24 protein-coding genes and 5 pseudogenes are annotated in these 26180 nt (G+C 68.0%); 12 read left to right on the forward strand and 17 right to left on the reverse strand.

Going from position 1 to position 26180, the window contains the following annotated elements; genetic code table 11:
- Window positions 1-108: 108 nt before the first annotated feature.
- From ABKA17_RS42440 to ABKA17_RS42460, 5 genes are all read right to left on the reverse strand, one after another.
- Window positions 109-744: a molybdopterin-binding protein gene (locus ABKA17_RS42440; RefSeq protein WP_353697763.1), complete on the reverse strand. Its 636-nt coding sequence runs from the start codon at window positions 742-744 to the stop codon at window positions 109-111.
- 224 nt (window positions 745-968) lie between these two features.
- Entirely contained in the window at window positions 969-1265 is a 297-nt protein-coding gene (locus ABKA17_RS42445; protein WP_353697764.1) for a S8 family serine peptidase, read from the reverse strand.
- A gap of 60 nt (window positions 1266-1325) precedes the next feature.
- On the reverse strand, window positions 1326-2291 hold the full coding sequence (locus tag ABKA17_RS42450) for a sigma-70 family RNA polymerase sigma factor (RefSeq protein WP_353697765.1): 966 nt from the start codon (window positions 2289-2291) through the stop codon (window positions 1326-1328).
- Between the two features lie 18 nt (window positions 2292-2309).
- On the reverse strand, window positions 2310-3530 hold the full coding sequence (locus ABKA17_RS42455; protein WP_353697853.1) for an NAD(P)/FAD-dependent oxidoreductase: 1221 nt from the start codon (window positions 3528-3530) through the stop codon (window positions 2310-2312).
- A gap of 649 nt (window positions 3531-4179) precedes the next feature.
- Window positions 4180-5319 carry an ABC transporter substrate-binding protein gene (locus ABKA17_RS42460; RefSeq protein WP_353697766.1) on the reverse strand — a complete coding sequence of 380 codons (1140 nt, stop codon included), beginning with the start codon at window positions 5317-5319 and terminating at the stop codon, window positions 4180-4182.
- Window positions 5320-5685: 366 nt separating this feature from the next.
- On the opposite strand from ABKA17_RS42460, the gene ABKA17_RS42465 reads away from it, so the two are divergent.
- Window positions 5686-5970, forward strand: a complete 285-nt coding sequence (locus ABKA17_RS42465) for a hypothetical protein (protein WP_353697767.1) — start codon at window positions 5686-5688, stop codon at window positions 5968-5970.
- A gap of 231 nt (window positions 5971-6201) precedes the next feature.
- Here the strand turns inward: ABKA17_RS42465 and ABKA17_RS42470 are convergent, their stop codons facing one another.
- From ABKA17_RS42470 to ABKA17_RS42485, 4 genes and pseudogenes are all read right to left on the reverse strand, one after another.
- Window positions 6202-9171, reverse strand: coding sequence for an aminotransferase (locus tag ABKA17_RS42470; protein WP_353697768.1), 2970 nt, complete (start codon window positions 9169-9171; stop codon window positions 6202-6204).
- 51 nt (window positions 9172-9222) lie between these two features.
- Complete coding sequence (locus ABKA17_RS42475; RefSeq protein WP_353697769.1) at window positions 9223-9663, reverse strand: Lrp/AsnC family transcriptional regulator; 441 nt, start codon at window positions 9661-9663, stop codon at window positions 9223-9225.
- Between the two features lie 171 nt (window positions 9664-9834).
- Window positions 9835-10054 (reverse strand): annotated as a pseudogene (locus tag ABKA17_RS42480) (FAD-dependent oxidoreductase); the annotation flags it as partial.
- Window positions 10051-10428 carry a MerR family transcriptional regulator gene (locus ABKA17_RS42485; RefSeq protein ID WP_353697770.1) on the reverse strand — a complete coding sequence of 126 codons (378 nt, stop codon included), beginning with the start codon at window positions 10426-10428 and terminating at the stop codon, window positions 10051-10053. The gene ABKA17_RS42485 and the pseudogene ABKA17_RS42480, both read right to left, overlap by 4 nt.
- A 123-nt stretch (window positions 10429-10551) precedes the next feature.
- Between ABKA17_RS42485 and ABKA17_RS42490 the strand changes: the two genes are divergently transcribed.
- The gene (locus ABKA17_RS42490) at window positions 10552-11493 is read left to right on the forward strand and encodes an aromatic alcohol reductase (RefSeq protein WP_353697771.1); all 942 of its coding nucleotides are present in this window, start codon (window positions 10552-10554) and stop codon (window positions 11491-11493) included.
- Window positions 11494-12002: 509 nt separating this feature from the next.
- Window positions 12003-12290, forward strand: a pseudogene (locus ABKA17_RS42495) (transposase family protein); the annotation flags it as partial.
- Between the two features lie 108 nt (window positions 12291-12398).
- On the opposite strand, the gene ABKA17_RS42500 reads toward ABKA17_RS42495, so the two are convergent.
- Entirely contained in the window at window positions 12399-13775 is a 1377-nt protein-coding gene (locus ABKA17_RS42500; protein WP_353697772.1) for an amidohydrolase family protein, read from the reverse strand.
- 150 nt (window positions 13776-13925) lie between these two features.
- On the opposite strand from ABKA17_RS42500, the gene ABKA17_RS42505 reads away from it, so the two are divergent.
- The 4 genes and pseudogenes from ABKA17_RS42505 to ABKA17_RS42520 all read left to right on the forward strand — a co-directional run.
- Window positions 13926-14399 carry a transposase gene (locus tag ABKA17_RS42505; protein WP_353697773.1) on the forward strand — a complete coding sequence of 158 codons (474 nt, stop codon included), beginning with the start codon at window positions 13926-13928 and terminating at the stop codon, window positions 14397-14399.
- Entirely contained in the window at window positions 14387-14677 is a 291-nt protein-coding gene (locus tag ABKA17_RS42510) for a S26 family signal peptidase (protein WP_353697774.1), read from the forward strand. Before ABKA17_RS42505 ends, ABKA17_RS42510 begins: the two co-directional genes overlap by 13 nt.
- A 128-nt stretch (window positions 14678-14805) precedes the next feature.
- Window positions 14806-14943: pseudogene (locus tag ABKA17_RS42515) on the forward strand (IS630 family transposase); the annotation flags it as partial.
- Window positions 14944-14997: 54 nt separating this feature from the next.
- Window positions 14998-15312 (forward strand): annotated as a pseudogene (locus tag ABKA17_RS42520) (DinB/UmuC family translesion DNA polymerase); the annotation flags it as partial.
- Between the two features lie 345 nt (window positions 15313-15657).
- Here the strand turns inward: ABKA17_RS42520 and ABKA17_RS42525 are convergent.
- The gene (locus tag ABKA17_RS42525; RefSeq protein WP_353697775.1) at window positions 15658-17364 is read right to left on the reverse strand and encodes a SpoIIE family protein phosphatase; all 1707 of its coding nucleotides are present in this window, start codon (window positions 17362-17364) and stop codon (window positions 15658-15660) included.
- A 179-nt stretch (window positions 17365-17543) separates the two neighbouring features.
- Here ABKA17_RS42525 and ABKA17_RS42530 point away from each other — a divergent pair, with 179 nt between their 5' ends.
- Entirely contained in the window at window positions 17544-17993 is a 450-nt protein-coding gene (locus ABKA17_RS42530) for an SCO4402 family protein (protein WP_353697776.1), read from the forward strand.
- A gap of 68 nt (window positions 17994-18061) precedes the next feature.
- Here ABKA17_RS42530 and ABKA17_RS42535 read toward each other — a convergent pair whose 3' ends face one another.
- The 3 genes from ABKA17_RS42535 to ABKA17_RS42545 all read right to left on the reverse strand — a co-directional run bounded on the left by ABKA17_RS42535 (window position 18062) and on the right by ABKA17_RS42545 (window position 21230).
- Entirely contained in the window at window positions 18062-18340 is a 279-nt protein-coding gene (locus tag ABKA17_RS42535; RefSeq protein WP_353697864.1) for a hypothetical protein, read from the reverse strand.
- Window positions 18341-19309: 969 nt separating this feature from the next.
- Entirely contained in the window at window positions 19310-20329 is a 1020-nt protein-coding gene (locus tag ABKA17_RS42540) for an aldo/keto reductase (RefSeq protein WP_353697777.1), read from the reverse strand.
- A 28-nt stretch (window positions 20330-20357) separates the two neighbouring features.
- On the reverse strand, window positions 20358-21230 hold the full coding sequence (locus ABKA17_RS42545) for a helix-turn-helix transcriptional regulator (RefSeq protein ID WP_353697855.1): 873 nt from the start codon (window positions 21228-21230) through the stop codon (window positions 20358-20360).
- A 308-nt stretch (window positions 21231-21538) separates the two neighbouring features.
- Between ABKA17_RS42545 and ABKA17_RS42550 the strand changes: the two are divergent.
- The 3 genes and pseudogenes from ABKA17_RS42550 to ABKA17_RS42560 form a co-directional block, all read left to right on the forward strand.
- Window positions 21539-21682: pseudogene (locus ABKA17_RS42550) on the forward strand (MFS transporter); the annotation flags it as partial.
- Between the two features lie 508 nt (window positions 21683-22190).
- The gene (locus tag ABKA17_RS42555) at window positions 22191-22457 is read left to right on the forward strand and encodes a hypothetical protein (protein WP_353697778.1); all 267 of its coding nucleotides are present in this window, start codon (window positions 22191-22193) and stop codon (window positions 22455-22457) included.
- Window positions 22457-23092: a Gfo/Idh/MocA family protein gene (locus tag ABKA17_RS42560; RefSeq protein ID WP_353697779.1), complete on the forward strand. Its 636-nt coding sequence runs from the start codon at window positions 22457-22459 to the stop codon at window positions 23090-23092. Before ABKA17_RS42555 ends, ABKA17_RS42560 begins: the two co-directional genes overlap by 1 nt.
- Here the strand turns inward: ABKA17_RS42560 and ABKA17_RS42565 are convergent.
- Both ABKA17_RS42565 and ABKA17_RS42570 read right to left on the reverse strand, forming a co-directional pair.
- Window positions 23079-23543 carry a hypothetical protein gene (locus ABKA17_RS42565; RefSeq protein WP_353697780.1) on the reverse strand — a complete coding sequence of 155 codons (465 nt, stop codon included), beginning with the start codon at window positions 23541-23543 and terminating at the stop codon, window positions 23079-23081. The two genes, ABKA17_RS42560 and ABKA17_RS42565, sit on opposite strands and share 14 nt — an antisense overlap.
- Window positions 23544-23568: 25 nt before the next feature.
- The gene (locus ABKA17_RS42570; RefSeq protein ID WP_353697781.1) at window positions 23569-24072 is read right to left on the reverse strand and encodes a hypothetical protein; all 504 of its coding nucleotides are present in this window, start codon (window positions 24070-24072) and stop codon (window positions 23569-23571) included.
- Window positions 24073-24282: 210 nt separating this feature from the next.
- On the opposite strand from ABKA17_RS42570, the gene ABKA17_RS42575 reads away from it, so the two are divergent.
- Window positions 24283-24783, forward strand: coding sequence for an SDR family oxidoreductase (locus ABKA17_RS42575; protein WP_353697856.1), 501 nt, complete (start codon window positions 24283-24285; stop codon window positions 24781-24783).
- A gap of 412 nt (window positions 24784-25195) precedes the next feature.
- On the opposite strand, the gene ABKA17_RS42580 is transcribed toward ABKA17_RS42575, so the two are convergent.
- On the reverse strand, window positions 25196-26110 hold the full coding sequence (locus ABKA17_RS42580; RefSeq protein ID WP_353697782.1) for an SDR family NAD(P)-dependent oxidoreductase: 915 nt from the start codon (window positions 26108-26110) through the stop codon (window positions 25196-25198).
- Window positions 26111-26180 lie beyond the last annotated feature (70 nt).

A 26180-nucleotide genomic window follows, 5' to 3' on the forward strand; every position in this document is an offset into this window, starting at 1 on the left:
TGCATCAACTCGAACAACAGGCGTACAAGCTATGGATCCGCTCATCCCCCCGCAATCCTGCCCGAGCTGTGAGACTGCCTACGGGTGCCCCGGTGGCCTGCGGTCACGTCACCTGACCGTCCGGTACGCACTCGGCAGGGTCTCGGTCACCGTGTTGCCCCCGCGGTCGACGAGAGTTGCCTTGAGGCCGACTGTGGTGGGCCGGGTCGGGTGGGTGAGGGTCAGGTACCGCTTGCCGTTCGCCGCGGTGTGCACGGTGGCGGGTTTCCAGGTGCGGCCGCTGTCGTACGACACCTTCACGGTCAGGGACCTGACCGTGCCCTTCTTCGCCGCCGGCCCCTGGATGCCGACCGGGACGGTGAATCGCGTTCCCGCCTTCGCCGTGCTGGTCAGGGACAGCTTCGGGGTGAAGCGGACCACGGAGAGGGGGAGGCGTTCGACCTGGCTGTCGGCCGTGGGGGACGAGGTGAAGGTCCACTCCGCCGAGACCCGGCCGCCGACGCTCACGGAACCGGCCGGATGGGAACTGTCGATGCTGAGGTGATACGTGGCTTTGTGCGGCAGTAGGCCGGCGAGCGGGATTCCGCAGGTATCCCGCGGTATGTCGATGACGGTGGTGGAGCCGGAGGTGAGACGGAAGCGCGTCTTCGCGTCGGAGAAGTTGGCGTGGCCCGCTCCGTCGGAGAGCAGGGGGATGCACACCGCGTAGGAGGTGCCCGCGCGGACGGCACCGGGGCCGCCCACGGTGGTGGCGTGAGGGCCTTGGCGACCGGCTTGTCGTCGGTGTGCGGCCACCGCTTCTGGCCGAAGGAGAGGGACGGGGTGTCCGCGATCACCGTCTGGCGGATGGCGCGGGCCAGGTCGACCCGGCCCGTGCCCTGCTCGTACGGGGAGTACGAGCCGTCCAGCCGAACCGTCGAGCCCATCAGCGCGGCCTTGATGCGCTGTCCCGGCCAGTCGGGGTGCTCCTACGCGAGGATCGCGGCGGCACCGGAGACGTGCGGGGTCGCCATCGACGTACTGCTCATGCGCACATAGCCGGGGGAGACTGGGTCGCCCTGGTCGCCGTGTGCCGCCTTCGCTCCGACGATGTCCACGCCGGGGGCGGAGATGTCGGGCTTCAGCTCCTGGCTTGCGTCCGGGCCGCGGCTGGAGAAGTCGGCGAGTCGGTCCTGTGAGTCCACGGCGGCCACGGAGAGCGCTGCGGAGGCGGCGCCGGGCGTGTCGACGGTCTCGGGGCCCGGGTTCTCATTGCCCGCGGCCATATAGGCGGTCAGTGGCGACCAGGAAACGCGAGTACTGCGCCTGGCCGCAGTCGGCGTCGGTCACCACTGGGTCATGAGCGGGGTGTCCGTTCCGTGCTGTCGCCAGGCTTCGGTGAGACGGACGAGGCGGGCGGGGGCGGCGATGCCGCGCACGGTTGCGATCTTGCCGCCGGTGACGTCGAACGTCACGGCGCCTACGACCTGGTCGCCGAGAACGAAGAGGAGGGCGGGGGCGCCGTTGACGAGCGCGTAGTGGACGGCGGGCGTGCCGCCGGCGAGCCGTCGTTTCACGGGTGTGGGCTTGAGACCGGCCCGTGCGATGGCGGCGATGCGCTCCGGTGTGTCGTACTGCAGCAGCGTCTTGGCCAGGCCGGCACCGTTGGAGTCGGCGATCGCGATCGCGTCGTCTGTGAGCAGCGCCACCAGTCGTTCGACACAGCCCGAGGAGGCAGCGGCGAGGAATTCCTCGACGATGCGGCGGGCGGATGTCGGGTCGACTTCGCCTCCGCCGCCGCGGCGGCGTGCGGTGGTGATGCGGCGCTGGGCCCGGTGGAGGTGCTGCTGGCTTGCGGATTCGGTGATGCCGAGGATCTCGGCGATCTCGGCGTGGTTGTAGGAGAACGCTTCGCGCAGGATGTAGACGGCCCGCTGGAGGGGTGACAGGCGCTCCATCAGGGTCAGCATGGCCAGGGAGACTGATTCGCGCTGCTCGAACGTGTCGGCCGGGCCGAGCATCGGGTCGCCGTCGAGGAGTGGTTCGGGCAGCCATGCGCCGGCGGTGCGTTCGCGGCGGGCCTGTGCCGAGCGGAGCCGGTCGAGGCACAGGTTGGTGACGACCTTGGTCAGCCATGCTTCCGGACCCTTGATCCGCTGCCGGTCGGTGGCCTGCCAGCGCAGGAACGCGTCCTGTACGGCGTCTTCGGCGTCGGTGGCCGAACCCAGCAGACGGTACGCCAGGGAGGCCAGCCGGTTGCGGCTGGCCTCGAACCGGCTGGTGTCGAAGCGATCAGTGGCGGTGCTGTCCACGCGAGCCACCCTAGGCGGCTACGCGACCGTGTTTTCGGGGTACACGATCGCCTTCTCGGCTGACGCATCCGGTACGGCGGCCAGGTGGTGCTTGCGCTTGGGCAGGCCGAACGTCGGGTGCGAGGTGGTCCACAGCGACATCTTGAGGATGCCCGCCTTGATTCGCGCGGCCTTCCGGCCGCCCACATATTTCGGCTTTGCCTGTCCATCGTCATCGACCATCTGCAGGATCGCGTCCCGCCGTCCGAGGCTGATGTGGTTGCCCAGGTACTCCAGCTTCGTGGTTGCGATCTTGCGGCCGGTCAGGCGTCCCACGATCGCGGCCGTGGCCTGCATGCCGGTGTAGCCGGCCGAAGCGCAGGACATCGGCAGCGGCCGGCCGTTGTCGCCGATGGCGTAGGCGCTGTCGCCGGCGGCGTAGACGTTCGGGTGTGAGACCGACTGCATGGTGCGATCGACGACGATCCGACCGTTCTCGGTAACCTCCAGGCCGCCAGCTGCGGCGATGGGGCTGACGGCGAACCCGGCCGTCCACACGGTTGCCTCGGACGCCAGGGCTGTGCCGTCGGCGCACAGCACCTGTGCCGCTTCGACGGCTTCGACCTCGGTGTGCTCCAGGACTGTGATGCCCAGCCGGTCGCAAGCCTGGCGCAGGTGCCTGCGTGCCCCGGCGGAGAGCCGGGCGCCCAGCTCTCCGCGGGCGACCAGCGTCACCGACAGGCCGGGCCGGGATTCGGCGATCTCGGTGGCGGTCTCGATGCCGGTCAATCCGTCGCCGACGACCAGCACACTCCCGCCTTCGCCTCGCCTGTTCAGGTTGTCCAGACGCTCGCGCAGGCGCAGCGCGGAGGGCCGGCTGGCGACATCGAAGGCGTGCTCCGCCACCCCCGGGACGCCATGGGTGGTGACGCGGCTGCCGAGGGCGTAGACAAGCGTGCCGTAGCCGAGTTCGTCGCCGCCGTCGGCGTCGGCCACGGTGACGACCTGGCGCTCGGGGTGGATGGCGGTGACACGGGCCGGGCGCAGCCGTATCCCCGTGCCCGCGAAGACGTCGGCCAGCTGTGGAGCCTCGATCTCCCGACCGGCCGCGAGGTGGTGCAGCCGCAGCCGCTGGACGAAGTCCGACGCGGCGTTGACCACGGTGATCTCGGTGTCCTCCGGGGACAGCCGGCGGGCTAGGGTCCCGGCTACGTAGGCCCCGGCGTAGCCGGCACCGAGGACGACGATGCGGTGCTTCATGTGTCGCTCCTGTCTGTTCGCTTGCCCTTCGTGACTTGAGCGGAATAGCGCCCCGATTGCTGACAGGAACTGCATGTGGCGTGGGTCACAGAGGGGCAGGAGCGTTGCCCAGGGGCGCTCACGACGCCGAGGCGGCGCAGATGCAGGGCGGGAAGACAGGCCTCTGCCTGATGATGCGGCCGGGCCCATCACGGCGCTGACCTGGGGTGCCTTCGTGACCGCCGCCTCGGACCCGGAGATGGCCGCGGTGTAGGGGGCCTCGGTGATGCGGTGGCCCGCGGGCGCGGTGACGACGATCTGGGCGTCGGCTCCGGAGGCTTCGGGCAGCGTCTTGCCGAGCGTGTCCAGCGCGCGCTGTGACTCGGTGCCCGGCACGGTGAAGCGGTCGTCGAGCTTGCCGCCGAAGATGGCGGCGCACGTGATGAGCGCGGTAAGGACCGCGAGCCAGATGCCGAGCACCAGCTTGACGTCACCAACGACTTGGCGCTGGACGGGCGGCGACTTCACCAGCGGCTCGAACGTGAAGCTGTGGGGGACGGTTGACCACAACAGCCTTTCGTGGCAAGCGATCGCAGGGTCACCGCGGCGGTGAAGGAGATGCCGCACCCCGAGACCGCGGGGCCCCGGGTGCGGCACAAGGCCTGGCAGGTCAGGCCCCGGGGTGCAGGCCGAGCCAACCGGGTGTCGGGTCACCCTTGACCTCGCCGAAGTACAGGGCGAAGGTCTGCTTGAGCCGCTCGACCTTGGCGCGGTCCTCCATGAAGCGGGGGAAGCCGTCCAGGTTGGCGTTGGGGTACTCCCAGACGGGCCGGAGGCCGGTGGGTGCGGCGATGTCCGTACGCACCGACCAGCTGTTGGAAGTCTGGCGCTCGGTGGAGATCTGCCAGTTCAGGAAGAGCTTGGCCGCGGTCGGGTTGGCGGCCTGCTTGAAGATGGCCAGGCGTTGGCCCCAGGCCATGAAGGGGTGCTCGTCGGGCATGCCCATACGGATCCCGGTGGTGGCCGTCGCACTGGCTCCGGTACCGAGACCGACGACTGCTGTCTTGTTGTTGATCGCGGTGCTGGGCGAGAACGAACCACGAGCGAACTGCGGCTGCTGGGCGGCGAGGGCCGCCATCCAGTCCCAGCCGTACTTCTCCGCGTAGAGGGCGTAGAGGTAGAGGACCGCATCGTCGTCGTGCGGGTAGGAGGAGGCGACCTTGCCTTTCCAGCGTGGGTCGATCAGGTCCAGCGGAGACTGAGGCGCGTTCGCACCGGCTGCCGCGATGTCGTAGACGTAGCTGAAGGCGATGACCGCCGCAGAGATCCAGGCGCCGTCAGCGTCCCGGAACTTCTTGTACAGCTTGCTGAAGCCGGCGGGCTTGTAGTGCAGCAGCCGGCCCTCACGCTTCCAGCGGGTGAAGTCCTGCAGCGTCTGCAGCTGGGCAACGTCGGGGACGAGGGTGTCGGTCGCGAACTGGTTGTCGATCCGGACGTCGTGGTACTTGCTGTAGTCCACGATCAGTTGGAGGTCTATCTCCGGGAACCGTGCGCGGAAGGCGGTGCGCGCGTTCGCACCGCTGCCCGAGTTGGCGAGGTCGCCGCCCGCGTAGACGACGAGCTTGCCGCCCTCGGCGAGGGCGTCCTGGTACAGCTCGTCAAGGGTTCTGGTCTCCTCGGAGCCGCTGCCGGTCGCGGACTTTGCGGGGGTGGCCGAGGCGGGGGATGCGGTGGCGCCGAGTGCGCCGAGGCTGAGCGCGGCCCCCGCTCCGGTGGTGAGAAGGCGTCGTCGGCTGGGCCAGCTGGTCATGGGATTTCGCTCTCTGTGTGGGGGCAGGGTGATCTCCGGTGAGGAAGTTACCTGATGTAGCAGTATCTGACGGGTCAGTAATGCAATCAATGTGCTGTCAATCCGAGCCTCGGACAGGCACTCTCCGCCGCTCGCGGATCGTGTGCCCGGCGTCGGTCACGGGCTCGAACCCGGCCCTGCTGTACCCCGCTGTCGGTCGAGTCCGGAGGTACGGCACTCTCCCCCTTGCCGGTACGTTGCGCCGCCGCCGCGCACAGCCGGTACGTGCGGCCGGACGCATCAGGACGAACACCAGGGGAATCAGGCCGACCAGGTCGTACCGGATTCGCGCGGGCGGTCGCCGTCACCAGACAGGCCCTGCTGCGGATGGGCCCCGTCGACGCCACCCCCCGTTGGTTCATCTGCTCCAACCCCGAGCTGGCCGAGCTCTTCGAACCCGGCCCTGAGACGCCCGAGTTCATGGTCTGTGTACGCCGCGACATCAGGCGGTACGCCGGGTACCTGAAACTCGACCACGACAAGGGAGAGATCGCCGGGATTCTCGCCCCCGACCATCGAGGCCAGGGCCTCGAAACGCTGAACTGTTCCTGGCGGCCGCGGAGTTCGCCCACGGCCGTGCCGGTCTGCCGACGGTACGGGCGGGTACGGTGACGGCGAACCTCGCGTGCCGCCGCTCCCTGGAACGCGCTGGTTTCGTGTCGGCCCCCGGTCCGGCCCGCCACGTCCTGCGGGACGGCCGTGAGCTGGACAGCGTCTGGTACCGGCACGAGGGTGCCGTGTCTGTGTGCACGAGGCCTTGAGGCAGGAGTGGGAAGTGGCCGGGGGCCCGGGCGTCCGGCCGAGCCGTTGGATGCCCGTGCCTCGGCCGCAGGATGTGCGGTGTCAGTGGGAGTGGCCGAGTTGGGTGAGGGCCAGGTCGAGCATGTCGGCGAAGAAGTCCGCGGCGGTGGTGTCGATGCACAGCGGTGGCTTGATCTTGAGGATGTTGAGGTGGTCCCCGGTGGGCTGGACGATCACGCCGAGGTCGAGCATGCGCTCGCAGAGTTCGGCGGTCTCTTCTGTGGCGGGTTTCAGGTCGGTGCGGTCCCGGACGAGTTCGAGGCCGAGGTAGAGGCCCGAGCCGTGGACGGCGCCGATGATGTCGTAGCGGTCGGCCAGGGCCTCGAGCCGGCTTTTCAGATGGCCGCCGACGCGCGCCGCGTTGCCCTGGAGGTCTTCGTCGCGCAGGGTGTCCAGGACGGTGAGGCCCACGATGCTGGAGACGGGGCTGCCGCCGGTGGAGGAGAAGAAGTAGCCCTGGTCGCGGTAGCGGTCCGCGACCGCCTTGGACGTGATGACGGCGCCGAGGGGGTGTCCGTTGCCCATGGCCTTGGCGACGCAGACGATGTCGGGGACGACCCGCTGCTGCTCGAAGCCCCAGAACCAGTGGCCCAGGCGGCCGTATCCGACCTGGACCTCGTCGGCGACGGTCAGGCCGCCGTGCCGCCGTACCGCGGCGTACACCTGGGCGAGATAGCCGTCGGGAAGGGCGACTCCTCCGGCGTTGCCGTAGAAGGTCTCGCCGATGAACGCTCCCGCCGGGCGGCCGGCGGCGGCCAGTTCGTCGATCACCGCGACTGCCTCGGGTGCGTAGCGCACGGCGTCCGGCCCGCGGTGGCGGCCGCGGTAGGAGTTCGGCGAGTCCACGGTGTGCACCCAGCTCGGGCGGGTGGCCAGGGCGTTCGGGTTGTCCTGGAGGGAGGTGGAGACCGCGTCGGACGCGTAGGTCCAGCCGTGGTACGCCTCGCGCAGCGCGACGACGTCGGGCCGGCCGGAGGCCCCGACGGCCAGGCGAAGGCCCAGATCCACCGCCTCCGAACCGGAGTTGACGAGGAACACCGTGTCCAGCGGGTCGGGAAGGAGGGCGGCGAGGCGCTCGGTGAACTCCACCACGGAGGCGTAGTGGAAGCGCGAGTTGGTGTTGAGCCGCCGCAACTGCCGGGAGACCGCCTGCTCGACGCGGGGGTGGGCGTGGCCGAGTGGGGTGACGTTGTTGACGATATCGAGGTAGGAGCGTCCGTCGGTGGACAGCAGATGGTGGCGCCAACCACGTTCGATACGTGGAGGGTTGGCGTAGTAGTGCTCCTGCACGGTGGCGAACGCGGCGGCACGCCGGTCGAGCAGGTCCCTGTCGCCCGTACGGGCGGAGTCGGCGGGGAGGCCGAGCAGCGGGGCGGGGTCGGTGGTGAGCGCGAGCCAGCCGGCGGCGTACTCGGGAGGGACCAGGCGCGGGACAGCGGGGCCGTCGGCGTCGCGCAGCGCGACGTGGACCGAGGCGCCGGATCCGAGGTGGATGATGTCCTCGCCCGCCCGTACCGTCGCTCCGGTGGTGACCACGGGCTCGGCCTCGTGGGGGAAGGACAGCGACAGCGTCCGCGTGCCGTAGGTGAGTTCCACGTGGCCCGGTGCCGCCGCGAGGACCTTCCCCGTGGCGGGCGCCTGCACCACGGCGTCCCGGCCCAGCCAGAGGTCGATTCCGGTGGGCACCGTGGCGGTGGACACCGCTGACAGCGCCGATGTCCGGGTGAGTCGAGCATGGGCGTACCGGGTGGCGACGGCGGCCGCTCCGTCTGCGAGCGCGGAGGTCGCCAGCCGGGCCTCGGTAGCGGCGTCCGTCCAGGCTCCGTGGTCCATGGAATCGGCGTCGGTGGACAGGTCGAGGAGGGTGATGTCGTCGGTGGCGATGTCCCGCAGGAGAGGGCGTGCCGGCGCACCGGCCTGCGCGGTCCGGGCAGGCACGTCGGCCGTGCCGGTCGCGGCCCTGATGAGGCGGGTCATCACCGGCAGGGGCAGAGAGGTGGCCTGCTCGAATATGCGCCATTCGCGGTCGAGCCCGGCCTTGGCGTAGGCGTTGTCCTCGTCGACGGCGTCCTGGTGCTGGCCGCTGGCCACCAGGACGGCGCCACGCAGGACCACGATCGGCCACACCGCCTCGGCCTCCTCGGCGGAGAGCGGCCGAACGGCGTGGAAGGCGCGGACGGCCGGCAGCACGTGGTGAGGCTCGATACCGTCGTGGTGGAGGATCGAGGACAGGGACACGGCGAGTTCGTCGACCGCCCAGCTCGTGGTCACGTCACCGAAGTCGATGACCCCGTCCGGCATGGGCGGACGGCTGTCGGGACGGCGGACCAGATTGTCGTCGGTGAGGTCCAGGTGCACGGCCTGCGACGGCAGCGCGGCGGCGAGTTTCTGCACATGTGCCCAGGCCTCGGCGGTCGCGGTCAGGACGGCGGTGCGCCGGTCGGGTTCTCCGATGTGCCCGGCGAGCTTGGCGACGACGCGATCGGCGTGCTGCGGGTCCCACTGGAGCACGCGGTCCAGGCCCGGGTGCCGGAAGTCGCGCAGGGCGGTGCTGACCTTGCCGACGATCGTGCCCATGCCCGCCACGGCGCCCGGGGACAGGTGCCGTGGTCCCGAGAGCGTGCCGCCGGGCAGGTGGCGCAGCAGGCGAGCGAGGGCCGGACCGTTCTCGGTGTCCACCGTCGTGCGCCGCGGGGAGCCGTCAGGACGGCGCAGGACCGTGGCGATGCGCAGTTCCGGACAGGCCGAGGCGATCAGATCGGCTGCCGTGTCCTGGGCTTCGATCTCCACCGGGCCGAAGGCGGGGTTGGCGATCTTCAGAATCGCCTCGGGCGTCCCGTCTTCGGCGTGCAGCAGGAAGTTGGCGTCCTGCTGACTGCCCAGCGCCTGCGCGCGAGCGGTGAGGCCGAGGCGTTCGGCAGCGATGAGTTCGGCCTCGGCCGGCGCGATGCGGGGCACGGGAAGGGCGTCCTTGGTGAAGAAGTCGATCGTGCGGTGCTCGTCGGGCAGCATGCGGGGTTCCTCGGCTGGTGTGGGCGAACAGGGCTCGGACACTCGTACGCCTCAGTCGACGTGCCACAGGAAGCGGTGCGTGTGGATCGCGAAGTAGGGGAAGTTCTCCACGGATGCGACACCCTCGACGGGCCGCACGACGTCGTTGATGAAGTTCAGAAGATCCCGGGGCTGAGGGCACACCACCTCCGCGAACAGGTCGAAGCCGCCGGCCGTCAGGACCGTGTACACGACTTCCTCGTGCCGGGACAGTTCATCGGCGACCGCCCGGGAATCGCCGTCGACGCGCACGCCCAGGAGTGCCATCGTCTGCTGGCCCATCGTCATCGGGTCCGTCACTCCGACGACCTGGACCGCCTGGGTGTCGAGCAGCCGCTGCAGCCGCAGCCTCGCGGCCGAGGGTGACAACCCCACCTTCGGCCCCAGATCGGCGTATGGGATCCGGCCGTCGACTTGCAGCTCCCGCAGGATGGCCCGGTCGATGTCGTCCATGCGGCTCCCCTCTCTCCTGCGTGAACGGCAGACGTCTTGCTTGCTTCAAGCACCATGCCCGGTCCATGCGCTTGATTCAAGTGCGAGCACGATCGAATCGAGCGAATCGTGTGTACGGGTCACTGCTGAGCGCAACGGTCAGACGGAGTCCGCAACGGAGGACGGCGGCGGGTTACGTCCCCCGGGGCGGTCGTTCGCTTCCAGCGATCCGGCAGTCGTATCCGGCCTTGCCCAGCTCGTACGCCGTTGCCATGCCGGCTATGCCGCCGCCGAGTACGAGTATCTTCTTGCCGCCGCGCCCGGTGAGTGAGGTGTGAACGGCCTGGACGATGTCGCCCACAGGTCGGGGGCCATGCCCCTCCGCCCTCGGGTCCCGGGGGTTGCGAATCATGCTGGGGTCAGCAGGTCTGCGTGGCCCGTTCGCCGGAGGTAGTCGATCACCGCGTCTCGGCTCTTCTCCAGGCACACGATCCTGTTCTCGACGACGCGCAGTTCGCGAGCGAGCTCCTCTGCCAGGGGCTGGGTGCAGGCGCCTGCTGCGTCCTGGGCCGAGGGAGCCTCGATGTCCAGCACGATCTTGATCATTCTCGTCGACAGGCCAGCTTCGATGAGCGCCCGGACGTGACGTGCATGCTCGACCTGGTCCTCGGAGTAGTCGCGGTAACCGTTGGTCGACCGCGACGACTCGATGAGCCCCTGCTGCTCGTAGTAGCGGAGCATCCGAGCCGGGGCTCCTACCTTTTGGGCGGCCTCACTGATCTTCATCTCTCGCTCCTCCTCGTCAGCCGACGACTTGACCTTGACACTGATGTCAAAGTTTACGGTGCTTCTTGAGACCCCAGCGACCAGAACACACTGGGGAAATGCGAACACGAGAGTGACCTTCAGATGACCAACGACAGCTCGATCCCCACCTCCCGGGACATCCTCATCATCGGAGCCGGGGAGCTCGGCATGCCCGTCATCCGCAACGTCGTCCGACGAGCGAAGGACGTGGAGGGCTCGTCCGTCAGCGTGCTCCTGCGGGCCGGCGCCATCGCGTCCACGGCACCCGACAAGCAGCGCGACGTCGCTGAGATCAAGAACCTGGGCGTGAAGATCGTCGAAGGGGACCTCGTGAAGAACGCCGTCGACGAGCTCGCCTCCCTCTTCGCCGACTACGACACGGTCATCGGGTGCACGGGCATCACCGCCGGCCTCGAGACCCCCATGAAGGTCGCCCAAGCCGCCCTCCAGGCGAGGGTCCCGCGGTACTTCCCGTGGCAGTTCGGCGTCGACTTCGACGTCATCGGGCGGGGAAGCCCGCAGGACATCTTCGACTCCCAGCTGGACGTCCGTGACCTGCTCCGGTCCCAGGACCAGACCGAGTGGGTCATCATCTCCACCGGCATGTTCATGAACTACCTCTTCGAGCCCGGCTCGGGCATGGTGGACCTGCCCAACAACACCGTCAACGCGCTGGGCAGTCTCGAGACGGCGGTCACCGTGACGACGCCCGAAGACATCGGCGTCCTCACCGCGGACATCCTCTTCGCCGAACCTCGCATCCGCGACGAGATCGTCTACCTCGCCGGTGACACCATCACCTACGGCGAGCTGGCCGAGACGCTCGAGATCGTGCTGGAGCATCCGTTCCGCCGTGTGGTGTGGACGGTTCCGTCGCTGCTGGACGAGCTGGCCGCCGACCCGGACAACATGACGCGGAAGTACCGGGCGGTCTTCGCACAGGGCCGCGGCGTCGCGTGGGCGAAGGGCGACACCTACAACGCACGCCACGCTCTCCCGGTGACTGGCCTCCGTCAGTGGGTCGAGGAGAACCTCGTCGGCTGACGCATCCCCCGGCCCCTGCGCGCGCGGCATCGGCCTGCAGTTCCTCACAGGCGACCTTTAGGGCATCCATGACCCGCCGGATCACGCGCAAAGGCCCCCGCCAGGGGGGCCGCTGGGCGCAGTCGGCCTGCGGCCGCGTCTTCGATGCCAGCCGCTGTGAGGGACGGCGACGCCGATGATCCAGGTGACCCCGAAACGGTCGGTCACCTTCCCGTACAGCGGGGCGAACACCGACGGGCCGGGGTCCTGCAGCACGGTCGCCCCTCGGTCGGCTCGTTTGAGCACGTGGGGACCCCGTCAGCGCCGGTGCCGCTCAGCGAGTCGTAGAAGGGAATCGTGCCAGGGGCGCAGTCGAAGGAGTTCTGCACGTCGTAGGCCATGAGGTGGAAACCGTCGGGAGCCTGCTCCTGGCCCGCGGCATCGGCTGTCGATGCCGACCCCCACCCCAGCCGTCAACTGGATCCCCACATCAGAGCCTCTGACAACACCCAGCCAGTGAACGTCACGGAGCGGTCGTGATCCTCGACGGCACCGTGCTGCCGACCGAACGCATCACCGCCCACCGCCCGTACTACTCGGGGAAGAAGAAGCACCACCGGATGAACGTGCAGGTCCTCGCCGATCCAGCCGACCGTCTGATCTGGGCCTCGGACGCGCTACCCGGAGCCGTTCACAATCTGACCGCGGCCCGGATCCATGGCATTCCCGCAGCTCTCGCCGCCGACGAGATCAAGTGCTGGGCGGACAAGGCACACCAGGACGCGGCCCCTGCTGTCCGCGTCCCGTTCCGAGGCAAGAATCTGCGCGGCTGGCGCCGGCGTCACATCACCGCCGTCGTCGCCCTCGAACTCACCACTTGATCAAGATGGAAAAGGCTCATTCGTGCTCCGGCCGCCGCTGTCGTATCACTTCACAGGCACTTTCATTCTGAACAGTTTCTCCGCATTTCGGAACGCAATCTTTTCCTTGTCTTCGCGTGGCAAATCGACTCCGCGGAACCAGTCGGTCTGCTCCTTTATGTCCGCGAACGGGTAGTCGGTTGCGAACATCACTCGATCCACGCTTATGTACTTCAGTAGGAGATCGAGCAGTTCGGTCTGGGGGAATGCGCTGGTCGTGACCCAGAAGTTGTCCTGAAAGTATTGCCCGATGGGCTTCTCGAGCGAGTCTTTGGTCGGCTGGCCCATGTCATTGACGATCCGCTCGTAGTAGAAGGGAAGACCTTCGCCCATGTGGCCGATGATGATTTTCAGTTTGGGGAATCTGTCGAAAACCCCGTACGTGATCATCCGAATGCATTGGGTCAACACCTCCTGGTGCCAACCATATCCAGACCCACTGAAAATGTAGTCTTGGTACTCTTCCGTGTATTTAGACCGTGTGGTGCTGTAGTAGATCTTGAAGACCTCGTCGGCCGGATAGCCGGGATGTAGGTAGATCGGCACATCGAGCGCAACGGCACGTGCCAGCACAGGCTCGAAATCGGGATGATCGAGATACTTCTTCGCGATGTGTCCGTTGGTCAGTGCACCCAAGAAGCCATCTTCCCGAACCGAGCGTTCCAGTTCGTCCGCCGCTGCCTCCGGGCTCTGCAAGGGCAAGGTGGCGAAAGCCTTGAAGCGGCCTGGATATTTGGCGATCGGCCCGTCTACAAGTTGCCTGTTAAGACGATAGGCAAGGTCGATGCCCTTTTGCCCAGGGACATTTTGTACGGAGGGTGTATGAGCAGAGAGGATCTGAACGTTGAGTCCCCCCGCATCCATATCGCCGATGCGGCGTTCACCTAGATCCGAAAGACCAATTTCCTCAAGGAACGCTATGTGATCCTGATTGATGGAGTTCAGCTTCAACAACGTGGGAGTCGAAAAGGTCTCCTCCGTGCCGATGAAGGGCAGATCCTGGTCCCGCCGTGAAATGTCCAAAGCCTTGTCCGAAGTCTCGTTCTCGCTCACTTCCGAGACAATGGCGTGCGTGGACAAGCCGGCACCAATGCCAAGTGACGTGCTGGCGGCAAGAAAGCTGCGGCGTCCCATGCGCTTCATGTCAGTCCCTCTCTTCAGGCGTTTGTGCGGTGAGGTATCCGTACGGCATCCGTCTGCGAGATGCTTCAGGTGGTCTTCGCGTCCTGCTCGCGCACCACGGCGGCGCTCAGCGGCTGTGGTGGAGCTGACGACCGCCTGCGTGCGGCGACAGGGAACGCCGTCGCCAGAGCCCTGGTGGCCGCCTCGAACTGCAACCGGCCGGGCTGCGCTTTCCCCGGATGGTGCTGCGTCGACTGCCATCACTAGCCTCCTGCATACGGATTGCATTGCTTTTCCGCATGCCTACTTCCTATCGAGCAAACCTGAGACGAACGTTAAAGAGCTGCTCACGCGCTCTGCTAAATGATCAGTTGTGGGAGCTTCTCGAGCCGTTGCTTCCGCCGTGGACCGATGAAGACGCCCGGCCCGCGGCCGGTCCCGGATCGGCGGTGTGGGCAGGGCATCTTGTACGTGCTGCATACCGGGATCGGCTGGGAAAACCTTCCGCAGGAACTCGGCTTCAGGTCAGACATGACGTGCTGGCGGCGGATCAAGTGGTGGATCAACGCCGGGGCGTTCGACGATCTGCATCGGACCCTGCTTGCCCAGCTGAACGCGGAAAACGAGATCGCCTGGTCCCGGGCGGTGATCGACGGCAGCCACATCGACACAAAAAAGGGGGTCCCAGACCTTGAGTTCGCCCCCATTTCTAGTGCCGCGACCCAAGGTTCGCCGCTGGTGGAGCTCGGAGAAGAAAATCGGTGGGGTGGTGCATGGGAATCTGCCACGATCGTTGGATGGGTGCATTGGATGCAGTGGCAGGCAGAGTTGCTGGCGGGGCCACCGTGGCGTTCCGACCCAGCGGCTCCTCGATGGTCCCGCTGATACGCCGTCGGCAGCAGGTGGTCGTCGCGCCGGTCGACCCGGCGAAGTTGGAAGTCGGGGACATCGTTCTCGCCCGTGTCGCCGGGACGGTCTACTTGCACTTGGTGTCGTCAGTGGACCGCGCCAGGAAGCGGGTGCAGATCAGCAACAACCGTGGCCGCGTCAACGGCTGGACCAGCCATGATCGTGTCTACGGTAACTGTGTGACCGTCGACGGCGTCGCCCGGTCAGCAGTCGTGGGCAAAACGCTTGCAGCCGATTCCAGTGACTCCTCCTGAACCTGACGCTCCGGCGCCATCGGGCCGCCAGGCTTTGTGGGTGGCAGAACGAGTGCGCGGTGGCGAGTTCGATGACGATGAGGGCCGGCGGTTACTGCGGTCAGTCCGCAGGGGAACGGGCTCCGTAGCGGGTCGGCACCTGGGCGGCGGCGAACAACGTGGAGATCGCCTGCACCCCGACCAACTCCTCCTGGCTGAACCGGATCGAGGCCCAGTTCACGGCCCTGCGCTCCTGCACCCTCGACGGCGCTGACCACGCCGACCACCCGCGGTTGTGTCCGTGCCCGGGGCCTCACCGTCCCCCAGCGGCCGGCGCGCTGACCCTGACGCTGACGTTCGCCGGTGGCAGTCGCTGGGAGAAGCAGCGCCGCCTGGCAGAACCGTCCGCACATGATGACGACCTGTGCCTGCTTGCCTACCAGCTGATGGACGCCGCCGGCCTCCAGCGCGGCCGCCTCACCGCCCTCGCCCTGAAGGCCGAAGACCTGATCAGTGCTCACCAGGCCGCCGAGCAGATCAGCCTCGACGATGCCCGCGAGGACCGACTGATCCCAGAAGAGGCCATCGACCGCATCCGCGCCAAGTTCGGCCCGCGCGTCATAGGCCCGGCCGCCGTCTACCGCCGCGCCTCATGACTCGGCCCGCACAGGGAAGTGAGTCGTGATCCTCAATCCACCCGGACTGGGGCCCGGTGCGGCACGGCTGCTGCCGCACTGGCCTACCTCCAGGTCGTCGATGCAGCCCTTACCCGCCGGGGCATTCCGCCCGGTACGGTCCGCGCCGACCGCAGCGCCCCCCAACCTGATGCCGCGCTGTATCTCGTGCTCACGTGGGACATCAGCCGCACCGCGAGCGGGTACGGCCTTGGGATGACGCGACCGGCTGGGTCTTCGCCCGGCACAGGGCCACCACCGCTGTCACCACGCGGTTGAGGCCAATGGCCGCGCTGGAATGCTGCAAGCCCGCTGAGCTCCTCGTTCTCAACTTCTCGATCGCAGGTGTCTAGAGAAGTGGTGGCGTTGGCGGGCAGCGAGGATCGCGACGTCGTCCTCGTAAGCGCCGTTCGCAAGGCGTGCCAGGACCGTGTCGAGCATGTCGTCCAGCGGGGTGTCGGCGGGCAGGCTCAGGCCGGCGAGTTCCTGTACGGAGATGTCGATGTCGGTGCCGCGTCGCTCCACCAGTCCGTCGGTGTAGAGCACCAGTGTGAAGCCGGGGTCCATGTCGACGGCGAGTGATTCGTAGCCGCCCAGTCCGGTGCCGATGGGCGGGCCGGCCGGCAGCCACAGGACTTCGATGCTGCCGTCGGGGCGCAGAACGGCGGGCGGCAGGTGTCCTGCGCTAGCTGCCGTGCAGGCGCCCGTCTGCGGGTCCATGACCGCGAGGAGGCAGGTCGCGAGGCGGTCGAGCCCGAGCTGAGCGACTTGGCGGTCGAACTCTGCGAGGATCTCATCGACGACCGTGATGGTGGTCGCAATGGTGCGCAGCAGGGAGCGGTACTGGCTCATGGTGACGGCGGCCTGGAAGCCGTGGCCCATCACGTCGCCCATGACCAGCAAGGTCCGCGAGTCGGGCAAGGGGATCGAGTCGTACCAGTCTCCACCGACTAGGACGCTGCGTCCGGAGGGAAGGTAGCGGGCGGCCACCTCCACGCCCGGGTGAGGGGCGCGGGGTTCGGCCAGCAGGGCACGCTGGAGTTCCAGTGCCATGGTGTGCTCGTAGCTGTAGCGGCAGGCACTGTCGACAGACAGGGCGGCCCGGCCGGCCAACGCCTGGACCGTCGTAACGTCGTCCTCGGTGAAGGGCTGTGAGGCGCCGGCCCGGCCCAACAGGACGACGCCGACCGGACGGCCCGCCGTGATCAGAGGGACGATGAGCAGCGAGTGGACGCCGGCCGCGCGGAAGATCCTGGTGCGCTCGGGGTCCACGGTCACCTTCTGGAACAAGTCGTCCGAAGCCAGGTTGGCCAGCCACGGCCGCCCCACGTCCATGCAATGACGCGTGGCGACGCCCCGCGGGATGTCGACGTAGGGTCCGGGTCCGCCCATCTGGTGCAGCAGCCACTCCATCCCCGGAGGCGCGGAGCCCCTCACCTTGCGCAGCCGCACAAAGCCGGGCGGAGGTGGGGGAGCACCAGTGAACTCCTCCTCCACGATGCCCACCGCGGCCATGTCCGCCAGCGAGGGGGCCAGGAAGTCGGACAGCTCCTGGCACGTGGTCTCGATATCGAGCGTGGTGCCCACCCGCGTGGCTGCGGCATCCAACAGCGCGAGCCGTAGATGAGCGGTCTCCAGGTCGTCCAGGTAGCTGCGCAGACTGCTGATCTCCACGCCGATCCCGCACAGCCCCGCATCCTGTCCGGGCAACTCCACCCGGTGATAGACAGCCCGCCACAGCCGTTGCCCCAGCGCAGAGGAAACCCCCGTCGTTCCCGAGATGGTCGCCTCCCGGGGCTGCCCGTCCGCGAGGACCTCGGCCAGGACATCGTCCGGCCGTTGCAGATCCGGCAGCACCTCCTCGAGCGTCTTTCCCAGGAACGCGGACGCTGACAAGCCACTGACCTCGGCCCACGCAGGATTGACGTACAGATGACGCAGCTGCGCATCGAGAACCACGATGGGGGCCAAGGTCCCCTCGATCAGCTGACGCACCGGAAGACCCTCGCCCTCCGGGAAGTGCCACTGCGGCATGGCCCCATCCCCGTTCACAGATTCCCTCCCGCTGCCATCACCGGATGCCATCCATACCCGGCCAAACTGCCACTATCTCGCCTTGATGAGGATCTCTGAAATCGGCTCGGCCCGCAGTTCCGTGAACAGGCGTACCGTCCAGTGGGTGGAGTCCCTCACCCTGTCAGTAGGCTCGCGACGTGACGGATCACGGCATTGAGTTCCCGGTCTTCCGACTTCATGTTGTGCCAGCGGTTCTCGCCATTGCGAGTCCGTTGTGGCAACGCGATGTCTGGCTGCGGCCGGAGGAGTTCGAGGACCTGGACTACGTGGTCACCGTTCTGTTCGACGACTTCTGCGACGCAGACGATCCCACGCCGTGGCTGGGCAAGAGCCTGCGGACGGAGGAGGAAGTCGCGCTCATGAAAGAGCTGGGCGAGGTCTACTCGTCCGTGCAGGAAGAAATGGGCTGTGGTGCCCCGGACGAGGTCTATCTCGATGCTCCAGCCTGGGGCAACGTGATCGCAGTCGCGGGCAGGTTGGCTCAGGTGATGGTCACCAATGACCTCCGGGCTGCGGCTCTCCTGCACGAACAGCTCAACCTTCCTCGCCACCAGAGGCCCACTGAAGGGGCAGCGACGGCTGAGTGAGATGCGAGTGCGGAGGAGCTCGAACGAGGCCCGGCCATACATAGACCTCTTGAGCTTTTTCACCCGATTCACATGTCCTTCGACGCCCCCGGAGCTCCAGGGCAGGGTGAGTCCAGCGTGACAGCGTCGGGGTGCTGGCGGAGGAAGCCGGCGAAGCCCCTAACGGGCTTCGGTGCGTCCTGCTCTGCCTGCCGGATCCACTCCAGCAGCAGATATCCGCGCTGGTGGTGGACCAAGTCGGCGAACGCCCAGGCGAGGTCACAGGCCCGGGTGAAGTCCGGGCAGGCGAGCCGGACCTGAAGGAGGCGCTCGTTGTGGCTGTCGGTGAGCGTCCTACGGGGCCGCATGATCCAGGAGGTGATCTTGCGGGGGCTGGGAATGTCGGCCCGCCGGTTCTGCGGTGCCGGTGCGGAGTGCGGCGAGGTGTGTGCGGACGACCTGGCGGCTGCCCAGGTAGCCGCGGGCTTGGATTTCCAGGAACAGCCGGGTACCGCTGGCCTGGCCTTGCGCCCCGGGAAACAGGCGGGCGCGGCGGGACCGGCACACGGTGCGTCCGGCGGATGGCTGCTCGCGCGGCGGCCCCGACACGGCCGCCAGCATTTGGAAGCCACTGGGCCGCGCCGACCTGGCCCTTGCCGGGGCCGTACAGCCCGGCCTTCGCCTCCTCCAGACGGCGCCTGTACGTCCTCTCCTGCGGCGCGGGCGGTGGCGATGACGGCGTCGACGTCCGCCTCGGTGATGTTGAAGGCGTGGAAGTCCTGCTCACGGGACATGATGTGTCTCCCTTGAGGGGCGACTGTGTCCGGCGCTTTCCGGATGTGAGATCACCTTCGGGCGCCCGGTAGCCGGGGCACATGAGGCGGCGGACCCGGCCTCGCCCGCATCCCGCACCTGGTCAGCGGGCGAGGGGCACGGTGACGGGAGGGTTCAGGCGGGCGGTGAGGATGTCGGTGAGCGCGCTTTGCTCGGCGGGGTCGAGTGTCAGGTCTCAGCGGGTCTTGAGGGCGATCCAGTCGGTGGCGTAGGGCAGCGGTAGCCGGCGGCGGGCGGCTGCCAACTGACCGGGCCCTGGTCGCTCTTGGACCGGTTGGAGGTAGCGGAGACAGCGATCAGTGTCGTGTCGGGTAGTCGTGCCCCGACCGGAGATTTGTACGAGAAGCACCGGCTCTCAGTGTTGCGCGTGCAGCGCCGAAAGGATTCGAGCCCGCATGGATGCCTGTGGTCCTGCTCCGGCGCGTCGCGCGCGGCGGCTGTTCGCCGGTGAGCCGTGATCGTGCTCCGGCTCGGCCGGCTGTAAGCGGCCGAGCCGGCTCATGTCAGCGGCGTCGTTGGTCGGCACGGAGTTCGAAGTCGCCGTAGCTGTTGTCGACGGGGTTGACGGTGACGCCCGGTGCGACGATCTCGTCGATGGCGTCGAGGATGTCGGAGGACAGCGTGACGTCGGCGGCGGGCAGGAACGCCTCCCATTGCTCCATGGTCCGCGGCCCGATGATCGCCGAGGTGACGCCGGGGTGATTGATGACGAACGCGACGGCCAGCTCGATCAGAGTGAGGCCGGTCTTCTCGGCGAGGAGCGCGAGCTGTTCGACGGCGTCGAGTTTGCGCTGGTTGGCCGGGGTGCTCATATCGAATCGGGCCTGGGGGCGTGCCGCTGACGCGGGCCCGTCGGTGGCGTTCTTGCGGTAGCGGCCCGAGAGCCAGCCGCCGGAGAGCGGACTGTAGGTGAGGGTGCCCATGCCGTGGCGGCGCACGGTGGGCAGGACGTCTTCCTCGATGCCGCGGACCAGGAGGGAGTACGGCGGCTGCTCGGTGACGAACCGCTCCAGGTTCCGCTCGCGCGAGGTCCCCTGGGCTTCGACGATCTGGGAGCCGGAGTAGGACGAGGAGCCGATGTAGCGGACCTTTCCCTGGTGGACGAGGTCGGACAGGGCGCCGAGGGTCTCTGCGACGTCGGTGTCGGGGCTGGGGCGGTGGACCTGGTAGAGGTCGATGTGGTCGGTGCCGAGGCGGCGCAGGGAGTTCTCGACCGCGCGGATGATCCAGCGTCGTGAGCCCCCTCGCTGGTTGGGGTCGTCCTGGTCCATCGGCATGAAGAACTTGGTCGCCAGGAAGACGCTCTCGCGGCGGCCCTTGAGGGCCTTGCCGACGATCTCCTCGGAGGCACCGGCGGAGTACACGTCGGCGGTGTCGACGAAGTTGATGCCTGCTTCGAGGGCGCGGTGGATGATCCTGATCGAGTCGGCCTCGTCCTCATTACCCCAGGGGCCGAACATCATCGCCCCCAGACAGAGCGGGCTGACCTGGACGCCGGTACGGCCGAGCGGTCGGTACTGCATGAAGTGGTTCTCCCTGTTTCGTGGGGGGTCAGTCGTTGCCGGAGGGCACGACCGTTCCGGTGGTCGTCCAACTGGCGAGCAGGTTCAGGGCCTGCTGCTCCGTCGAGTCGGCTTCGGGTGTGTAGAAGTTGAGGCGCAGGCCGGGGTCGGACGGCAGTTCCATCGCCTCGTAGGGCAGGGCGAGGTCGCCGACCAGCGGGTGGTGGAGCTTCTTCACGCCGGATCGGTGGAACTTGACGTCGTGGCGTGCCCAGCGGCCGGCGAACTCGTCGCTCCTGGTGCTCAGTTCACCGATCAGGTCGGTCAGCGCCTTGTCGTGCGGGGCGCGGCCCGTCTCGTTGCGCAGGAACGCGACCGCGTCGTTGGCGCCCTTGGTCCAGTCGACCCAGAAATCTTGGCTGGCGGGGTCCAGGAACATGTAGCGGGCGGCGTTGACCGGCCCGCGCTGGGCGAACAGGGTCGAGTTGAAGACCGGTGCGTACAGGGCACGGCCCAGCGTGTTGCTGGCCACGATGTCGAAGCGGGCGTTGCGTACATACGCCGGTACCCCGGCCATGGAGTCGAGCAACCTGAGGATCGTGGGGCGTACCCGGGACGCGGTCACCGCGGGGCGGCGGCCCGACGGGGTCTGGGCGCGGGCCAGGTCGTAGAGGTGGGTGCGCTCGGCCTCGTTGAGCTGCAGTGCGTGTGCGAGGGATTCGAGGACCGCGTCGGAGGCGCCGCTGAGGTTTCCGCGTTCGAGACGGACGTAGTAGTCCACGCTCATGCCCGCGAGCAGTGCGACCTCCTCACGGCGCAGCCCCGCGACGCGGCGGTTGTCGCCGTAGACCGGCAGTCCGGCCTGTTCGGGGGTGATGCGGGCCCGCCGGGTGCTCAGGAACTCCTTGACGTCGGCGGCCAGGAACACGGGTACTCCTCGGTGATCGGCGTGGATCTTGTGCCGGTTTCTCCACCGTAGGCCGGTCGGTGAACGGCTGCGAGGTACTGCCAGTACCTGGAACAGCAGTGACCCCCACCTGCGGGCCCGCGCGCGTTTTGCTGGAGAAGACCGAGGCCGGGGCCACGAACCCCGACTCTGCACCGACCCGACGGGACACCGTGCGCACCGCACCCGTACCCGCCACCCCCGTCGACCGCGCAACGGACCAGAGTGCCAAGACGCCCGCCGGCGCTCCGGCCCGCGCGATGCTGGTCCTCGCGATCATCTGCCGCAGGGTGTTCGTGTACTCCCTGGTCGTCTTCTCGCTGGCCTCGCTTCTCGTGGGCGCCGCGCAGACCCCGTGGTGGCTCATCGCGGCCCGTGCCCTCCAGGGCGTCGGCGCCGCGGTGCTCGCCCCCTCCGCGCTGTCGATGCGCAGTTGGCGCACAGCGTCCTGATCGACGTCGGCTTGGTCCAGGACCGGGGCGGCCGGGGCGATGTCTTCGGGGTCGAGGGCTCCGCTGCTGTACTGGCCGAAGAGCCCGGCGCCTTCCGGCGGTGTGCCGATGTGGGGTGCTTCGCCCTTGTTCTGGTCCAGATCGGGGGTCGGGCGCCGCTGCTACCTGGGCTTTCCCGACCGTTGCGGGGTGCTAGGACCTGCTGGGTAGTCGGCTCGTCCGCAGCTCTGGCAGGCGGGTCGGGGAGGTGTATGGATGATGGGCACTGTTGCGTCGGGCACCCGGATTGCCGTTCCGCATCCTCGAGGGAACCTGTTGCCGAAGGCATTTCATATTCGAGGCGGTCACCGTACCCATCACCCCGCTGGACTCGGGCAGCTGCTCCACGATCCGCACCAGGGAAGCCAGCAAGATCAAGAAGACGGTGGTCGGTGGAGCCCACGCCGGGTGGGACTTCAAATCGACCTTCGAGTACGAGTCGTCGATGAGCACCAGCTTCGACATCGCCCTCAAGAGCAACGGCAACTGGAAGATCGGCGGCTCCAAGGAACTGGCGCACAGCATCAGCGTCAATGTGGGGTACTACAACCAGAAGTACTCCAGGCAGTACAAGGTCCCGATCGAGTACATCCGCTATAAGCACCAGCACATCTGCTCCGGCACCGTCCGCTCCTCCTGGCTCACGGTGGAGCCCAACAAGTACAAGATCGGCGCCGATGGTGCGGTCGGCGAGCCCGGCAGGGACGTCTGATGGAGGCCATGTGGATGCGCTGCAACCCCGCCAACCGCAAGGTCGTGGACCTCGTCACGAGCGGCGCGATCGGTGAACCGCGCACCCTTCACGCGGACTTCGGCCTCGCGGGCCCCTTCGCACCGACCCACCGGCTGCGCGCCCCGGAACTCGGCGGCGGCGCCCTCCTGGACCTCGGCGTCTACCCCGTCAACCTGGCCCACCTGCTCCTGGGCGTTCCCTGCGCCGTACAGGCCTGGTCGCACCCGACCCCGGAGGGCGTCGACGCTAACGCGGGCATCCTGCTCGGCTACCCCGACGGTGCCCTGGCCGCGCTCAGTTGCGGCATCGTCACGGGCTCCCCGTGCCGTGCGGCGCTGGCCGGGGACAAGGGGCGTATCGAGCTGCCGGCCCCCTTCTTCCGCCCCGACCACATCACCCTCTACGAGGGCGAAGGCGCCGAGGCCGGATTCGACCTCATCGACGTCCCGTACGAAGGCACCGGCTATGTCCACCAGGCCCGCGAGGTGATGCGGTGCCTGCGCACGGGCGAAACGGAAAGCCCCATGATGCCCTGGCAGGCGACCCTGGAGGTGATGGACGTCCTCGACCAGGTCCGCGGGCAGGGCATCACGGCCGACGTCAGCAGGCGATGACGTACCAGACCGGGGTCCAGAACACGTCGTTCCTGTCGGGAGCGTCGCTGGAGAACATCCAGGCGCCGTTCGCGTCGTAGAAGTGTGCCCTGGTACCTGGTGTCTGGTTGTTGTGGAGGGACCCCCAGCCCACGAGGTCGGGCAGGGTGTACGTCGTGTTGCAGACGGTGTAGTCGAACCTGTTGCCGTTCGCGCCCTTCCCGCACACGTAGTAGTACGCGCAGTTGAGCGAGGCGGCGGCCGAGGCGGACCTGTTCGTCTTGAGCACGACGGCGTTCTTCATCTGGGCCGCCGTCAGCGACGGCTGCCGGGCCTCCTCGGAGGTGAGGGGGCCGGGGCGGCCGTTCGAAGCGCCGGTGTCAGCCGCGACCGCCGTACCGTCGAGTGCGACCGCCGAGGTCGCCAGGGCCGCCGCCGCGAACAGCGCGGCGGCCAGTCTGCGTGGTGCCATGAGAAATCTCCTCCCGTGCGGCAGGTCAGCAATTGCGGATGGACCACACCGGGTCCCAGTTGTAGGCGACCGGGGCGCTACCGGGCGGGAAGGACGCCAGCACGTTGCCGCTCTGGCCGTAGAAGTACGACGTGACGTTGCCGGTCTGATTGTTGAAGTAGTCACCCCCGCCGTTCCAGTCGGAGAGGTAGTAGCGGTTGCAGTTGTAGAAGAAGAAGGTCTTCCAGTCGTTCGTCGTCGGGTCCCACACGTTGGTGCAGAGGTTGCCCGCTTCGCACACGTATGTGGACCCGGGCGGCCCGTGCTCGGTGCGGACCGCGGGAGACGTCGTCGGTGAAGCGGCGGCCACCGCCTTGGCGGACACCGCCGGCCCCGCACCCTCGGGTGCCGGAGGGAGGGTGACGACCCGTGCGGCGGGTCCGTCGGCGGAGGGGACGGCCGCGACCGTCGGCCCGCCGGTGGCGAACATCGCTGCCAGCAGGCAGGACAGGGCACTGCCGGCGGTGAGGAGAGAACGTTTGGAGCGCACGTTGGATTACCTCCAGTGGAAGCGAAGCGGGACAGCGTGCTGGAAGATCACCGCGTCCGGTGTGTCGGACGAGGCTTGTGGGCGTAGCGGTTCGATGTCCGAGTTCGGCGTTCTCGTGTGCGGAGGCTTCACCGTAGGAGCGGCCGGAGTGGGCGGCCAGCAATTCGAGGATCGTCAAAAAGCGTGCCGCGCCGAGGTGTTCGCTAGGGCCTGTCGGCCTACTCCGCCTCCAAGGCCGCCGTGATCGCACTCACCAAGTCGGCCGGCAAGGAAGTGGCCACCAGCGGTGTCCTCGTCAACGTCATCACCCCTGCGGTGATCGCCACCCCCATGAACGACAGCACGGCCCCCGACGTGCTGGAACACATCACCGGACTCATTCCCATGCAGCGAATCGGACGTCCGGAAGAGGTGGCGGAGCTGGTGGCGTTCCTCGCCTCCGACCGGGTCAGCTTCTCCACCGGCGCGGTCTACGACATCAGCGGCGGGCGGGCGACGTACGATCTCGGTCTGGGCCACCCGCGTGGTGGTGATCGGCAACCGTACGGCGGAAGACCGGGCCACCGCTCGGTCGAAGTGCCGGAGCTGAACGTTGGCGGCCGCCCCCTCCACAGTGCTGGCGACGGCGTTTCTCGCAGGGTTTGGCGCCTGGCGGTCGCGGCAAGACGCCGAGGCGGAGCACACCGACACGGATGCTCGTCGGGTCGCTGAGATCGCTGACTCCTGCGTCCCGTAATGCTGTTCGGCGTCGCCGCTCGGCGGATCTCTCCGTCGCCGGAGTCAGCCGGGCCCTCCTGGGCGCCCTGCTCTCCTCGCCCAGTTCTCGGCGTCCTCCTCCTCCAACTTGTGGGGCAGGAGCAGAGCTTCGGGAGGGGAGAGGGAATCGATGAAAAGAGCCGCACCCATTCCGGATCCGGGTAGGTGGAGTCGATGTCTACGCAGTGGCGCCGCAGACCGATCAGGGAAGACGGTGAACGCGTCCCCTGTTCATGATCAAAGGCTTCCCCGGCCTTGATCATCAGGGGTTGTGTTCACTGCTTCCGGTCGGGCCATTCGGTCACTGGTCGATCTGGCGGGGTGAACGGCTCACCACTTCACCTGTGAGCGCATGCGTGCTGGCTGCTCACGTGGCCGTCAACCGTTCGGCGGCATTCCAGAGTTCGCCTTCGCGCCGTGGATCGTAGGACTCTTCCGACGAGCGGTCCACACGGCTGCGGTTGACGTAGGAGCCGGTCGGCGCCTGGGGTGTGCCGAGGACGGCGTCGGCGAGGTAGCGGCCTGCGGCGTTGCGGCTGGTGGCGAACGGGGTGAGGGTCATCACCGGCAGGATGCGCCGCATCGCGAACCGGGAGACGAGGTCGGCGTTGCGGGCGAGGCCGGTGCCGGGGACGAAGCCCGGGTTGTAGGCGATGGCGTCGATCCCGGCCGGAAGACGGCGAGCGTACTCGTGCACGAGGTAGATGGCCGCCAGCTTGCTCGTCGAGTACGCGGTGCGCCCGGCGACCACGGTGTCCGGGTTGGGGAAGGCGCCGGTGCGGGCGAGGACGTCCGGGGGCTTCCAGGCCGGGCCGGGCACCATGCCCATGTTGTGCTTGAAGTCGCCGAAGTGGGTGTCGCTGGCGGTGATCACGATCCGGGCGGGAGCGGCGAAGCAGTCCTGGAGCAGGCGAACGAACAGGTGGTTGGCGAGCACGTTGACCGCGAAGGTGGACTCGAACCCGTCGGGTGTCTCGGTGAGCGCGTTCGTGTACTGCATGCCCGCGTTGCCCGCGAAGCCGCGCAGCGGTGGGAGGTCACCGCGATCGAGCTGGTCACGGATCTCGGTGGCGGCTGAGCGGACGCTGTCCAGCGAGCCGAGGTCCGCTGAGACGTGCGAGACCGTGTGCCCGCCGGTGGCGAGTTCCGCAGCGAGTTGTGCGCCGCAGGATCCGCGGGCGACGACCAGGAGGTGCACGTCCGGCGACTGCCGCAGGATCTGCCCGGCGGCGACACGGCCGATCCCGCGGCTCGCTCCCGTCATCACGATGGTGTGCTGCATGGAAGGCTCCTTGACTGCTTCGCCGATGGCGTCCGGCTTGGACACACGTCCACGTTCGCCGCTCGCGCCA

This window comes from Streptomyces sp. RG80, from assembly GCF_040446465.1.
Lineage (GTDB): Bacteria > Actinomycetota > Actinomycetes > Streptomycetales > Streptomycetaceae > Streptomyces.